The following is a 14,486-nucleotide window of genomic DNA, read 5'->3' as shown; positions in this document are numbered from 1 at the left end:
GGGACGCGTCGGCCGAGATCGAGGGCGGGGCCCCGTCACAGGGACGGGGCGAAGAACCGCCGTACGACGCGTTCCGCCGCGCGCCCGTCGTCGTACGGGCAGAACCGCTCCCGGAACGCGGTGCGCAGCACGTCCGCCTCCGGAGACCGCCACTCCCCCGTCCGGAACACGTCGGCCAGCTCGGCCGGGGTGGTGGTGACGGGGCCGGGGGTGTCGCCGGGCCGTGCGGAGAGCAGGTCGAAGTACGTCCCGCGCGTGGCCCGGTAGGCGGCCCAGTCGGGGGCGTGGACGACGATCGGGCGGTCCAGGCAGGCGTAGTCGAAGATCAGGGAGGAGTAGTCGGCGATCAACGCGTCGGCGGCCAGGCACAGTTCCTCGACCCGGGAATGCCCGGTGACGTCGACGACCCGCCCCGCGCCCGTCGCGCCGACGCCGGCGGACCGCCCGTAGAAGTAGTGGGCGCGGACCAACACCACGTACTGCGGCCCCAGTTCGCGCACCAGCCGTCCCGGATCGAGATCGGGTACGAAGCCGTCGCGGTAGTCGCGGTGGGTCGGGGCGTAGAGCAGGGCGGTCTGCCCCTCGGCGATGCCCAGTTCGGCGCGGATCTTCGCGATGTGCTCGGCAGTGGCGGTGAAGTAGGCGTCGTTGCGTGGGTATCCGAGGTCGAGCCGTTCGTACCCGCCCGGGTAGACGCGGTCCCAGACCCCGGTGCTGTGCGGGTTGGCGGAGAGGCTGAAGTCCCACTGGCCGACATGGGCGAGGATCTTGGCGAAGTCGGTCTTCCGGGCGAGGGCGGGGTACGCGCGCTGGTCCAGCCCCATGGTCTTGAGCGGGGTCCCGTGGTGGGTCTGGAGATAGCGCTGACCGGGCCGTTTGGTGAAGCCGCCGGGAAAACTGGAGTTGTTGACCAGATAGGTGGCGGTGGCCATGGCCCGCCAGTAGGGGCGCGAGCCCTCGATGACGTACGGCACGCCCGGCTCCATCCGGTCGCGGTGCCGGGAGGAGACGACCCACACGCCCCGGATGTGCGGCACCAGTTCGCGGGCCTTGGCGTGGATCGCCGCGGGATTGCAGGCGACGCCCCGGTTCCAGTACGCCCCGTAGACGGCGAGGTCCGGGTCGAGCGGGCGGTGCAGGTCGCTGCGGTAGGCGGCCCGCATGGCCTGGCGACGCACGAACCGCTTCACGGAAGCTCGGGTGGGCATGGCAGCCGAGCGTAATCGCGGGTCGGGACGGCCGAGGAGCCGCGTTCACCCGTTCGGGTCAGCGCCGGTGACCCCGGGACCCGCCCCCTGTTGACCAGGACATGAAGCCACCACTGCCACCACTCCTCAGCGTCGTCGTCCCCGTCCACAACGTCGAGGCCTACTTGGAGGACTGCCTGCGGTCGGTGGCGGACCAGACCCTCGAAGCGATCGAGGTGGTCATGGTCGACGACGGTTCGACGGACGGCAGTGCCCGGATCGCGGCGGAGTTCGCCGCCCGGGACAGCCGCTTCCGGCTGGTGCGGCAGCGGAACGCCGGTCTGAGTGCCGCCCGCAATACCGGCGTCCGGCACACCACCCCCACCGTCCCCTATCTGGCGTTCGCCGACAGCGACGACGTCGTCGTGCACGACGCGTACGAGCGGATGACGGCCTCGCTGGAGTCGACCGGTTCCGATCTGGTGACCGGCAATGTGTGGCGGCTGACGGGGCAGGGACGGCAGCAGGCGTGGCAGTACCGCTGGCTGACGGCCACCCGGCCCCGCACCCACATCACCCGGGACCCGCGCCTGCTGGCCGACCGGGTGGCGTGGAACAAGGTGCTCCGGCGCTCGTTCTGGGAGGCGCACGGCTTCGCCTTCCCCGTGGGCAAGCTCTACGAGGACACCCCGGTGATGATCCCCGCGCACCATCTCGCCCGGTCCGTCGACGTCCTGCACGAGCACGTCTACTACTGGCGGGTGCGGGAGGGCTCGATCACCCGGCGGCGTACGGACGTCATGGGCGTACGGGACCGGATCGCCGCATGCGAGCAGGTCAGCGCGTTCCTGGGCGGCCGGGACGCGGCACAGCGGCGGGCGTACGACGCGTCCTGCCTGCGCGACGACTTCGGGTACTTCCTGGACGGCCTGCCGATGGGCGGCGAGGCGTACCGGTCGGCGTTCCTGGAGGACGCCGGGGCCTTCGTCGACCGGGCAGGACCCGGCGCGCTGAAGGGGCTGCCGGTGGAGCTGCGCATCAAGTGGTCGCTGGTGCGGGAGCGGCGCCTGGAGGAACTGCTGGCGGTCCTCGCCTTCGAACGGGCCAACGGGGCGGGCACGTTCGCGGTCGAGGGGCCCCCGGGGCGGCGGCGGGCCGTGTACCCCGGGGTGCGCGGCGCGAGCGCCCGGCTCGCGCGCACGGACGTTCCCGCCGTGGCGCGGTTGCTGGAGGCGCACTGGGGCGCGGACGGGAGGCTGCGGCTGCGCGGGTACGCGTATCTGCGCAACCTTCCCGCCGCCTCCGCCCGGCAGCGGCTCACGGTGGGGATGGTCCGGGCGGAGCGGGGCCGGCAGGTGCGGCCGGTGCCGGTGCGCTCCGTGTGCACGCCCGAGGCGACGGTGAACTCCGGTCAGGAGCTGCACGGCTACGACCACGCGGGCTTCGAGATGGTCCTCGACCCGGACCGGCTGCCCGCGACGGCGGACGGCGGCGGTTGGCTGGTCGGTCTGGTCCTCGCCGCGCCCGGGGCGGTGCGTCGAGTGGCGGTGCGCGCCCCGGACGCGGGCGCGGACCAGCCGCTCGTCCACGACCTGGGTGACGGGCGGCGGGCGGTGCTCGACTACCGGGGCGGCCGGCTCCGGCTGACCGTGACGCGCCTGCGAGCACGGGCCGAGGGCCATCGGACCGCCGAGACGGAGGGGGCCCCGCTGGAACTCACGGGCCGGTACTTCGGCGGGAGCGGGAGCAGGCCGACGGCGCTGGTGCTGACACGCGAAGGGGGCGAGGAGGGCGAGGAGCGCTCCTACCCGGTGGAGTACGCGGAGACCGCCGGGGACGGAGGGCCGGACGGGGTCCGTGCGGCGGGCGGGGTGGACGAAGCCCGTACGGCGGGCGGGGGGCGCGGGATGGACGGGAACCGTGCGGCGAGCGGGGGCAGGGAACCGGACGGGGCCCGTGCGGTGGTCCCGGTGGACGAGGTGAGTGCGCCGGGCGGAGGGCGCGGGATGGACGGGTTCGGGTTCACGGTGCGGGTGCCGCTCGCCGACCTCGCCGGCGCCCCGCCCGCCCCGCACCGGGCCCCCCGCGAGGTCGAGACGGCGGGCGGGGAGCGCTGGCGGGTCCGGCTGCTGCTCGCCGACGGCGCCCGGGTCCCGCTGCCCGCCTCCCCGGACCTGCCGCCGCCCGCGTGCGCGGACCCGGCGGGCGACCTGGTGCTGGACCTGGCGGCGCCTCCGTACGCGGACCGGGTTGAGTACACGCCGGAGGGGGCCCTGCGGATCTCGGGGACGTACGTTCGCCCCGCTCCGGGGACGTACGTTCCCGCCGCTCCGGGGGCGGCGACCGCGCCCGTCGGCCGGCTCGTCCTGCGCCACGAGACGCTGCACGAGACGGTCCCGGTCGCGGGGACCTTCGCGGAGCACGCCACGGGAAACATCGCAGGAACCGGCGCAGGGGCCGACGCGGAGACCGTCGCGGAACCCGTCGCGGAACCCACCACGGGAAGCATCGCAGGGACCGGCGCAGGCGCTGACGCTGAGATTTTCGCGGAACCCGGCGCGGATAGCACCGGCGGGACCGGCACACAGACCGGCGCGGAGACCGACACAGAGACCCCCTCGGGCCGGTTCTCCGTGCTGATCGCCCCGCCGCTCCCGGAAGGCCGCTGGGAGGTCCGCCTGGACGGTCGGCCCGTACGCGTCCTCAGCTCCGCCGCCGGGCAGCTCCCCCGCGGCGGAGCCGAGAGCGCCCTGCGTCCGGAGCGGCGGCACGGCGACCGGCTGTCCGTCGTCGCGGGGCCGGATGCGCAAGCGGCGGCCGCCGGGCTGAGCGCGTACGGCAGGCGCCTCCTGCGCGCCGCGCACTACCGCGACGGGCGCACGCTCCTCCCGCTCCGCGACACCGTCCTCTACACGGGCGGCGACTCCCCACGCGCCGTCCACGCCGAACTCGTGCGCCGGGGCACGGAGACCGAGCACCTGTGGGTCACCGGTACCACCCCCGGCCGCACCACCCACGTCCCGCCCGGCGCGCGGGCCGTCCCCGTGCACAGCGTCGCCTGGTACGAGGCGCTGGCCCGCTCCCGCCGGATCGTCACGGACGAACAGCTGCCCGGGTGGTTCGAGCGGCGGCCGGGGCAGACCGTCGTCCAGACCTGGCACGGCACCCCGCTCGGCCGGTTCGGCGGCTGCCTGGCGGACACCCTCTACGCCGACCACCAGTACCTCGCCACCCTGCCGCGGCGGTCGGCCCAGTGGTCGGTGCTGGTCTCCCCGAGCCGCTTCGCCACCCCGTGGTTGCGCCGGTCGCTGGGGTACGAGGGCGAGGTGCTGGAGGCCGGGTCGCCCGCCAACGACGTGCTGTTCCCGCCGAACCGGGACAAGGCCGCCGAGGAGGTGCGGCGCGGGCTGGGGATCCCGGAGGACCACCGCGTCGTGCTGTACGCCCCGACCTACCGCGACCACCTGGCCCATCCCCCGGCGGCGTCCGCCGACCGCACGGCCCCCGGCCCGTACCGCTGGGACCCGGCGCTCGACCCGGGTGGTCTGGCCCGGGCGCTCGGCCCCGGTCACACGGTGCTGGTCCGGCGGCACCCCCGGGTCACCGGCGGCGACCAGGACGGGCCCGGCGTGCTCGACGTCTCGCGGCACCCGGGGGCGGCCGGGCTGCTGCTGGTGGCCGACGTCCTGGTGACGGACTACGCGGGGCTGATGTTCGACTTCGCGCTGACGGGCCGGCCGATGCTCTTCCACACGTACGACCTGGAGCACTACCGCGACACCGTGCGCGGCTTCTGCCTGGACTTCGAGACCCGGGCGCCGGGGCCGCTGCTGGTCACGACGGACGAGGTGGCCCAGGCGCTGCGCGACACCGGGTCGCTGGCGGCCCGGCACGCCGACGCCTACGAGAGCTTCCGCCGCGACTACTGCGATCTGGACGACGGCGGCGCGGCGGCCCAAGTCGCGGACCGGCTGCTGGCGGACACGGCCTGAGGGTGTCGGGAAGCCGGGGCCCGGAATCCCTCGGACGGGTGGCGGCGGGGAGAGCGGGCCCGCCGCACGGAACCCATGAGGTGTGCCCCTCTTCTCCGCTGCTTCCTCCGCCCCGTCCTCCGACGCCCCGCCATCCGACCTCCCGCCCGCCGCGACCGGAGGCGACGGGGCCGACGGGACGGCCCGGCCGCCCCTGTGGCTGCCGTCGCCGTACCTCGTGCTGGGCGGCCTGCTGTGGGCGGTGCTGTCGGCGGTGGCCTGGCAGGCTCCGCTCTGCTGCGAGGCCGGGCTCCGGGCGGCGGTCGTCGAACGGCTGCGGGTGAACCTGCTGCACCCGGCGTTCCCGATGACCGACCTGCCCGCCGTGGCGAGCGCGCACTACTCCCCGTACGCACTGCTCCAGGGACTGGCCGCCCGCGCCACCGGGCTCTCGGGCCCGTCCGTCGTCGCGGTGGCCGCGTCGGTGAACCTCCTGCTCCTGCTCACCGGGATCGGCCGGCTCACCCGGCTGCTGACCCCGAACCGCTGGGTTCCGGTTCTCGTGCTGGTGCCCCTGGCCCTGATCCACTGGGCGGATCCGGCCCGCTGGAGCGCACCGAGCACGTTCGCGGTCGCGGTCACCCTGCACCTGTGGGCGTGGACCGGCCGCGTGACCGCCCGGGCCGCCCGCCCCGGTGACCCGAAGCCCGGCCGGACGCCCCGGTGGGCGGAGGCGGCCGGGATCGGCGTACTGCTCGGACTCGTCCTGCTGGTCCACCCGCCGACGGCGATCGGCGCGGCGATCGGGTGCCTCGCCCTGATCGCGGTCCGGACGCGGACCCGGATCCGGCCGACCGTGTGGCGGTGGGCGTTCGCCGTCGTGTGCGCGGTGGCCGTGGCGGCGCTGTGGCCGTACTACAACGGGCTGACCGCCCCGCGCACCCCCGCCGAGGGCCGGACCACGGGCCCGCCGGCGGCCGAGGGGGTGCGCGCGGCCGGGGAGCCGTACGCCTGGGCGACCGCGTATGTGCCGCCGGGCGAGGTGGTCCTGACGGACAGCCGCCCGGCGATGTACGCGCTGGCCGGGCACGGGGCGTACGTGCTGGCCGACGCGCTGCCGGACGCGGGTCTTGCGCGCGCGGAGCGGCGGGAGAGGAGCCGGGCGGTGGCCGCCTACCTCGACACGTCGACCCCGCAGGCCCGGCGGGACGGGATCACCGCCCGCTACGGGGTGCGGTGGCTGCTGCTGACCCGCTTCCAGCACCTGCCCGAGAACGCGACGATGCTGGCGTTCAGCCCGGCCACGGGCGAGGTGCTGGCGCGGGTGCCGGCGGGCTGAGCGTCTTCAGCCGTGCTGGAGGGCGACGACCGCCGAGGCGGCCAGATCGTCCAGGTAGCCCTTCGGCAGTTCGCCGCGGACCACGACGAGCCGCCAGTACAACGGCCCGACGATCAGATCGAGCGCCCGGTCGGGATCGCTGCCCTCGGGCAGCTCGCCCCGGGCCACCGCATCCCTCACCACCACGGCGGCGACGCCCTGCTGCTGGTCCAGGAGCGCGGCCTTGATCGCCTCGGAGATCTCCGGATTGCGGGCCGCCTCGACCAGCAGATCCGGGATGACCTGCGAGGCGACCGGGTGGCGCAGGGCGTACGCGGCCAGTTCCAGGACGGCGCGCACGTCCCCGTACAGCGAACCGGTGGCCGGGGCGGGCATCCCCTGCGCGGCGACGGCCGCGACCAGGTCGAGGACGAGCGCCAGCTTGGACTTCCAGCGACGGTAGACGGCGGTCTTGCCGACGCCCGCACGCCGGGCGATGCCCTCGATGGACATCCGGGCGAACCCCACCGCGGCGAGTTCCTCGAAGACGGCGGCGCGGATGGCGTCGGTCACGTCCTCACGCAGGACGGCGGCGCCTGCGGGGGCGCGGCGGCGGGTTCCCCGTTCGGTGGTCATGGCCCGCATGATAGTCGGCCGCGACGAAACGGTTGCGTTGCGACGTAGAAGCGTCCTACTCTCAGCGTTACGACGATACGGTCCCGTCCCAACGAGGGCGTCCCCACGGGACCGTATCGTTCCGTCGCCGCATTGCCCCACCGTTCCGCCATTCCGCCACTTCGGCGTTCCGGCGTTCCGGCGTTCCGGCGTTATCCCCCTCCCGCTTCCATCGAAAGCGATCGTTCGTGGTGAGCCAGACAGCAGCTCCGCCGTCCCCGGTGAGCGCCCCCGCCCAGGACGTCCCCACCTACGCACCCGGTGAGCTGGCCGCCCTGGCCGCCCGGCACGGCCTGACGGTCAGCGGCGCCCGGCCCTCGCTGCCCGCCTACATCCGGCAGCTGTGGGGGCGGCGGCACTTCATCGCCGCGTTCGCGACGGCCAAACTGACCGCCCAGTACAGCCAGGCGAAGCTCGGCCAGATCTGGCAGATCATGACGCCTCTGCTGAACGCGACGGTCTACTACTTCATCTTCGGCGTCCTGATGAACACCAAGCACGGGGTGGAGGACTTCGTCCCGTTCCTGGTCACCGGGGTCTTCATCTGGACGTTCACCGCCAGCTCGATCACCGCGGGCACGCGGGCGATCAGCGGCAACATCGGCCTGGTGCGGGCCCTCCACTTCCCACGCGCCTCACTGCCGGTGGCCCTCGCCCTCCAGCAGTTGCAGCAACTGCTGTTCTCACTCGGCGCGCTGACCCTGATCCTGCTGGTGTTCGGCCAGTACCCTCGCCCGTCCTGGCTGCTGGCCGTCCCGGCGCTCGCGCTCCAGGCGGTGTTCAACACCGGGGTGTCGATGGCCGTGGCCCGGCTGACGGCGAAGACCCCGGACATCGCGCAGCTGACGCCGTTCGTGCTGCGGACCTGGATGTACTCCTCCGGCGTGATGTGGAGCCTGGACCACCTGCTCAAGGGGGAACGGGTGCCGCACGCGGTGATGGTGGCACTGGAGTACAACCCGGCCGCGCTCTTCATCAACCTCATGCGGTACGCGCTCATCGACAGCTACACCTGGGCGCAGCTGCCGCCGTTCGCATGGGCGGTGGCGGCGGGCTGGGCGCTGCTGTGCGGAGTGGCCGGATTTGTGTACTTCTGGAAGGCCGAGGAGACCTACGGACGTGGCTGACCTCAAGGATTCCCCCGGGGACGACCGTGTCCCGACGGTCGTCGTCGACGACGTCCACATCACGTACACGGTCAACGGCGCCCGTACGGGCAAGGGCAGCGCCACCTCCGCGCTCAGCCGGCTCACCACCCGCCGCCGCACCCCCGGCGCACGCCAGGTGCACGCCGTGAAGGGCGTCAGCTTCGCCGCGTACAAGGGCGAGGCGATCGGCCTGATCGGCTCCAACGGCTCGGGCAAGTCGACACTGCTGAAGGCGGTCGCGGGTCTGCTCCCACCGACCCGGGGCAGGGTCCACACCCAGGGCCAGCCGTCGCTGCTCGGCGTGAACGCGGCACTGATGGGCGACCTGACCGGCGAGCGCAACGTGGTGCTCGGCGGACTCGCGATGGGCATGACGCGCGAACAGATCCGTGAACGCTACGACGAGATCGTCGACTTCTCCGGCATCAACGAGAAGGGCGACTTCATCACGCTGCCGATGCGTACGTACTCCTCGGGCATGGGCGCGAGGCTCCGCTTCTCCATCGCGGCGGCCAAGAGCCACGACGTACTGCTGATCGACGAGGCGCTGTCCACGGGTGACGCGAAGTTCCAGGGCCGCAGCAAGGACCGCATCAAGGAACTGCGCGCCGAGGCGGGCACGGTCTTCCTGGTCAGCCACAGCAACAAATCGATCACCGAGACCTGCGACCGGGCCCTGTGGCTGGAGGCGGGCACGCTGAGGATGGACGGCCCGGCAAAGGAGGTAGTGGCAGCGTACGAGGCCTTCACCAAGCGGAAGTAACCAACTCAGACCCAGCCACCCCCAGCCCACCCGGCCACCCCCAGCCCGCCCAGCACTTGAGGACACCCTCCCGACCGCCTCGCCCCACCCCAGCCCGCGCGGCCACCCCCAGCACGCCCGGCGCTTCAGGGCACCTTTCCAGCCCGCCCGACCACCCCCAGCCCGCCCGGCGCTTGAGGGCACCTTTCCAGCCCGCCCGACCACCCCCAGCCCGCCCCGGCGCTTGAGGGCACCTTTCCAGCCCGCCCGGCCACCCCCAGCCCGCCCGGCGCTTGAGGACATCTTTTCCAGCCCGCCCGGCGCTTGAGGGCATCTTTTCCAGCCCGTCCGGCGCTTGAGGACGGAACCCCACGCCGAGGGGGCCGGCACCACCAAGTGGCGCCGGCCCCCACAGACGTACAACAACCCCTACGCGTGCGTACGCAACAACGTCCGCATCGTCCGCATGGCCACCGACAGATTCGCCAGATCGAACGCGTCCGACCCCTGGATCTCCTCCAGCGTCGACCGCGACCGGGCAAGAATCGCCGCGTTCTTCGACTCCCAAGCCCGGAACCGCTCCTCCGGCGTGGACGACCCGTTCCCCACACTCAGCACGTCCGAGGTGAGCGCCGCGTGCGCCGCGTACAGGTCCTCGCGGATGGAGGCGCGGGCCATGGACTGCCAGCGGTCGGCCCGCGGCAGCTCGATGATCCGGTCCATCAGCTGGGTGATCCGCAGCCGGTCCGCGAGGTCGTAGTAGACCTCGGCGACCTCCAGCGGATCCTGGCCCGTACGGTCGGCGATGGCCACGATGTCCAGCGCCGGGAAGGCGGAGGAGAACCCTGCCACTCGGACCGCCAGCTCGTCCGGCACGCCGGCGCCGGTCAGCTCGTCCAGGATCGAGTGGTACCAGTCCAGGTCCGCGCCCTTGACCAGCTTGGGCAGCTCGTCCCAGACCCGCGCGACGCCGTCCCGGAAGCTCCGAATCGTCTCCGCGATGGCGACGGGCTGCGGCCGGTTGCCCAGCAGCCAGCGCGAACCGCGCTCGACCAGGCGCCGCGAGTGCAGCCGGATCCGGGTCTGGACGTCGGCGGCGACCTTGTTGTCGAGCGCCTCGACCGCGTCCCACACCCGGGACAGGCCGAAGATCTCACGGGCCGCGAACTGAGCCCGCACGATCTCCTCGATCGACGCCCCGGTCTCCTCCCGCAGCCGGTGCAGGAAGGTCGAACCGGCGGTGTTCACCGTGTCGTTGACCAGGACCGTCGTGATGATCTCGCGCCGCAGCGCGTGCCCGTCGACCGCCTCGGGGAACCGCTCGCGCAGCTCGCTCGGGAAGTAGGCGTGCACCAGCTTCTGCAGGTGCGGGTCGTCCGGCAGGACGGTGGAGATCAGCTCGTCCGCCGTCGTGATCTTGGTGTAGGCGATCAGCACGGCCAGCTCGGGCTGGCTGAGCCCCTTCTCGTTGCTGAGCAGCTCCCGGATGTGCCGGTCGGCGGGCAGGAACTCCAGCGCCCGGTCGAGAGCACCGTCGCGCTCCAGGCGTCGCATGAAGCGCTGCTGGGCGTGGAGCAGGGACGGGGCCTGGGCGGAGGCGTTGGAGAGCGCGACGTTCTGCGCGTAGTTGTTGCGCAGGACGAGCGCGCCGACCTCGTCGGTCATGTCGGCAAGCAGCTTGTTGCGCTGCTTGACGGTCATGTCGCCGTCCCGGACCAGACCGTTGAGCAGGATCTTGATGTTCACCTCGTGGTCGGAGGTGTCCACACCGGCGCTGTTGTCGATCGCGTCGGTGTTGATCCGGCCGCCGCCGCGAGCGAACTCGATCCGGCCGAGCTGGGTGGCCCCGAGGTTGCCGCCCTCGCCGACGACCTTGGCCCGCAGGTCCTCGCCGTTGACGCGGATCGCGTCGTTGGCCTTGTCACCGACGTCCGCGTTCGACTCGGAGACGGCCTTGATGTACGTGCCGATGCCGCCGTTCCACATCAGGTCGACGGGGGCCTTGAGGATGGTCTGCATCAGGTCGGCGGGCGTCATCTTGCTCACCGAGGGGTCGATGCCGAGCGCCTCGCGGACGTGCGGGTTGAGCTGGATCGACTTGGCGCTGCGCGGGTGGACCCCGCCGCCCGCCGAGAGCAGGCCCGTGTCGTAGTCGGCCCAGGAGCTGCGGGGCAGATCGAAGAGCCGACGCCGCTCGGCGTACGAGGTGGCGGCGTCCGGGTTCGGGTCGATGAAGATGTGCCGGTGGTCGAAGGCGGCGACGAGACGGATGTGCTCGGAGAGCAGCATCCCGTTGCCGAACACGTCGCCGGACATGTCGCCGACGCCGACGACGGTGAAGTCCTCGGTCTGGGTGTCGTGGCCCAGCTCGCGGAAGTGCCGCTTGACGGACTCCCAGGCGCCCCGGGCGGTGATGCCCATGCCCTTGTGGTCGTAGCCGGCCGAGCCGCCGGAGGCGAACGCGTCGCCGAGCCAGAAGCCGTACGCGACGGCGACCTCGTTGGCGATGTCGGAGAAGCTCGCGGTGCCCTTGTCGGCGGCGACGACGAGGTAGGTGTCGTCCTCGTCGTGCCGGACGACGTCGGCGGGCGGCACGACCTCGCCGACCACCATGTTGTCGGTGATGTCGAGCAGCGCGGAGATGAACGTACGGTACGCGGCGATGCCCTCGGCGAACCAGGCGTCGCGGTCCACGGACGGGTCCGGGAGCTGCTTGGCGACGAAGCCGCCCTTGGCGCCGACGGGCACGATGACGGTGTTCTTCACCATCTGCGCCTTGACCAGTCCGAGGATCTCCGTACGGAAGTCCTCGCGCCGGTCCGACCAGCGCAGCCCGCCTCGGGCGACCTTGCCGAAGCGCAGGTGGACGCCCTCCACACGCGGCGAGTAGACCCAGATCTCGTACGCCGGCCGGGGCGCGGGCAGGTCCGGGATGGCCTGCGGGTCGAACTTCATCGAGACGTACGAATGCGGCGTGCTGTCATCCGTGTGCTGGAAGAAATTGGTGCGCAGGGTGGCCTTGATGACGGTGAGGAAGGACCGCAGGATCCGGTCCTCGTCGAGCGAGGCGACCTGGTCCAGGGCTCCCTCCAGCTCCTCCAGGAGCCCGTCGGTCAGCTCGGTGCCGGCGCTCTGGCGGCCGGGCGACATACGGGCCTCGAAGAGCGAGACGAGCAGCCGGGTGGTGTGGACGTTGTTGCGGAGGGTGGACTCCATGTAGTCCTGGCTGAAGGTCGAACCGGCCTGCCGCAGGTATTTCGCGTAGGCGCGCAGCACCATGGCCTGCCGCCAGTTCAGCCCGGCGCCGAGGACCAGGGCGTTGAAGCCGTCGTTCTCCGCCTCGCCCTTCCAGACGGCGGCGAAGGCTTCCTGGAAGCGGGCGCGGGCGTCGTCGGCGAGGTGACCGCCGTTGCCGTTGGCCAGTGGCATCCGCAGCCCGAAGTCGTAGATCCAGGCGTGGGTGCGGTCCGCGCAGCGCAGCTCGTACGGCCGCTCGTCGACGACCTCGACGCCGAGTTGCTGGAGCGCCGGGAGGACGGCGGAGAGGGAGACCTGCTCGCCGGTCCGGTAGATCTTGAAGCGGCGCTCGCCGGGGCCCGCGCCGACCGGCTCGTACAGGCTGAGGGCGAAGTCCTTCTCGCCCTGCTTGAGGGTCTCCAGGTGGACCAGGTCGGCGACGGCGGCGCGCGGCGAGTGGTCGGCCTTGTAGCCCTCGGGGAACGAGTGGCCGTACTGGCGCTGGAGTTCCGCGCCGCGCTCCTCGCCCAGCTCGGCGGTGAGCGCCTCCTGGAAGCCGTCGGCCCAGGAGCGGGCGGCCTCGACGAGGCGGGCCTCGATGCGGTCGGCGTCGGCGTCCGTCAGGTGCGGCAGCTCGGTGCCGGCCGGGACGCGGATGACGAAGTGCAGCCGGGAGAGGATCGACTCGGTGTTCCAGGCGGTGAAGTCGACGCTGTTGCCGCCGAGCTCCTCCTTGAGGATGTCGATCAGCCGCAGGCGTACGCCGGTGGTGTACCGGTCGCGCGGCAGGTAGACGATCGCGGAGTAGTAGCGCCCGTACTCGTCCTGGCGCAGGTAGAGCCGCAGCCGGCGGCGCTCCTGGAGGTAGAGGACGGAGGTCACGATGGAGCGGAGCTGGTCGACGGGCGTCTGGAACAGCTCGTCGCGGGGGTAGGTCTCCAGGATCTGGAGCAGGTCGCGCCCGTCGTGGCTGTTGTACGAGAAGCCCGCGCCCTCGACGACCTCGGCGACCTTGCGGCGGATGACGGGCACCCGGCGCACGGACTCGGTGTAGGCGGCGGAGGAGAAGAGCCCGAGGAAGCGACGCTCGCCGACGACGTTGCCCTTGGCGTCGAACTTCTTCACGCCGACGTAGTCGAGGTAGCTGGGGCGGTGCACGGTGGCCCGGCTGTTGGCCTTCGTCAGGACGAGGAGCTTGTGCTCGCGGGCCTTGGCGCGGGCGTCGGCGGGCAGCCGGTCGAAGGACGGGCTGACCGGGTGGGCCTCGTCCTCGCTGTGGTGCGGGTCGGAGCGCAGGATGCCGAGTCCGGTGCCGGGTACGGCGGCCAGCGCGTCGCTGTCCCTCAGCTCGTACTCGCGGTAGCCGAGGAAGGTGAAGTGGTCGGCGGCCAGCCAGCGCAGCAGCTCGCGGGCCTCCTCGACCTCCTCGTCGGCGAGGTCGTCCAGCGGTTCGCCGGGCAGGTCGTCGGCGATCCGGAGGGCGGCGTCGCGCATCTTCCCCCAGTCCTCGACGGTCTCCCGCACGTCGGACAGGACACGCAGCAGGTCGGCGGTGATCTGCTGGAGGTCGGCGCGGTCGGTCTCGCGGTCCATCTCGACGTGGATCCAGGACTCGACGAGCGCGTCGTGGGGCAGCTCGGCCTTGGCGTCCTTGGACTTCTTCCGGCCCTGGGAGGTCTTCGGGAGGCCGGGGCCGCCGGAGAGGACCTCGATGAGCTTGCCGGTGACATCGCGGCGGACGGTGACCTGCGGGTGGATCACGACGTGGATGCCGCGCCCCTGCCGGGACAGCTCGTTGGTGACGGAGTCCACCAGGAAGGGCATGTCGTCGGTGACGACCTCGACGACGGAGTGGCTGCAGGTCCAGCCGTTCTCCTCGACGGTCGGGGTGTGCACCCGGACGTTCGCGGTGCCCTGCGGACGGTTCTCGGCCAGTCGGTAGTGCGAGGCGGCGGCGCCGAAGACGTCGACCGGGTCACGGCCGCTGAGGTCCTCCGGAGCCGTGTGCAGGTAGTAGCGCTGGAGGTAGGCGAGCACCGTGTCCTGACCGGGACGGGCGCTCTCGTCGGCCCCGGCAGCGGAAGTCCGCGCCCGGGGGGCACCTCCCGGGCCACCGACACCACCGCCCGGACCGTTTTCAGCTACCTTGGCGGCCCCTGCGAGCAGCTCGGCCTTGGCTTCGTCCAGCTTGGTCTGCATGTCCTCTGG

7 protein-coding genes are annotated in these 14,486 nt (G+C 72.5%); 4 read left to right on the top strand and 3 right to left on the bottom strand.

Annotation, left to right across the window (positions count from 1 at the left end; genetic code table 11):
- Positions 1 to 35: 35 nt before the first annotated feature.
- Positions 36 to 1,208, bottom strand: coding sequence for a CDP-glycerol glycerophosphotransferase family protein (locus ACIQRW_RS36635; RefSeq protein ID WP_403769220.1), 1,173 nt, complete (start codon positions 1,206 to 1,208; stop codon positions 36 to 38).
- Between the two features lie 101 nt (positions 1,209 to 1,309).
- Here ACIQRW_RS36635 and ACIQRW_RS36630 point away from each other — a divergent pair, with 101 nt between their 5' ends.
- Both ACIQRW_RS36630 and ACIQRW_RS36625 read left to right on the top strand, forming a co-directional pair.
- Entirely contained in the window at positions 1,310 to 5,179 is a 3,870-nt protein-coding gene (locus ACIQRW_RS36630; protein WP_403769217.1) for a CDP-glycerol glycerophosphotransferase family protein, read from the top strand.
- Positions 5,180 to 5,261: 82 nt separating this feature from the next.
- A complete protein-coding gene (locus tag ACIQRW_RS36625) occupies positions 5,262 to 6,497 on the top strand; it encodes a hypothetical protein (protein ID WP_403769214.1) in 1,236 nt (411 codons plus the stop codon).
- 6 nt (positions 6,498 to 6,503) lie between these two features.
- Here the strand turns inward: ACIQRW_RS36625 and ACIQRW_RS36620 are convergent, their stop codons facing one another.
- Positions 6,504 to 7,112 (bottom strand): TetR/AcrR family transcriptional regulator, encoded by a 609-nt coding sequence (locus ACIQRW_RS36620; protein WP_403769211.1) that lies wholly within the window; start codon positions 7,110 to 7,112, stop codon positions 6,504 to 6,506.
- Between the two features lie 260 nt (positions 7,113 to 7,372).
- Between ACIQRW_RS36620 and ACIQRW_RS36615 the strand changes: the two genes are divergently transcribed.
- Positions 7,373 to 8,278 (top strand): ABC transporter permease, encoded by a 906-nt coding sequence (locus ACIQRW_RS36615; protein ID WP_403769263.1) that lies wholly within the window; start codon positions 7,373 to 7,375, stop codon positions 8,276 to 8,278.
- A complete protein-coding gene (locus tag ACIQRW_RS36610) occupies positions 8,271 to 9,062 on the top strand; it encodes an ABC transporter ATP-binding protein (protein WP_403769209.1) in 792 nt (263 codons plus the stop codon). The genes ACIQRW_RS36615 and ACIQRW_RS36610 overlap by 8 nt, the downstream gene beginning before the upstream one ends.
- Before the next feature lie 408 nt (positions 9,063 to 9,470).
- Here the strand turns inward: ACIQRW_RS36610 and ACIQRW_RS36605 are convergent, their stop codons facing one another.
- A complete protein-coding gene (locus ACIQRW_RS36605) occupies positions 9,471 to 14,477 on the bottom strand; it encodes an NAD-glutamate dehydrogenase (RefSeq protein ID WP_403769206.1) in 5,007 nt (1,668 codons plus the stop codon).
- Positions 14,478 to 14,486: the final 9 nt, after the last annotated feature.

The organism is Streptomyces sp. NPDC091287 (assembly GCF_044768525.1).
Lineage (GTDB): Bacteria > Actinomycetota > Actinomycetes > Streptomycetales > Streptomycetaceae > Streptomyces.
Note: the sequence above shows the minus strand (reverse complement) of the source record. Positions and strands in the feature narration are given on the sequence as shown.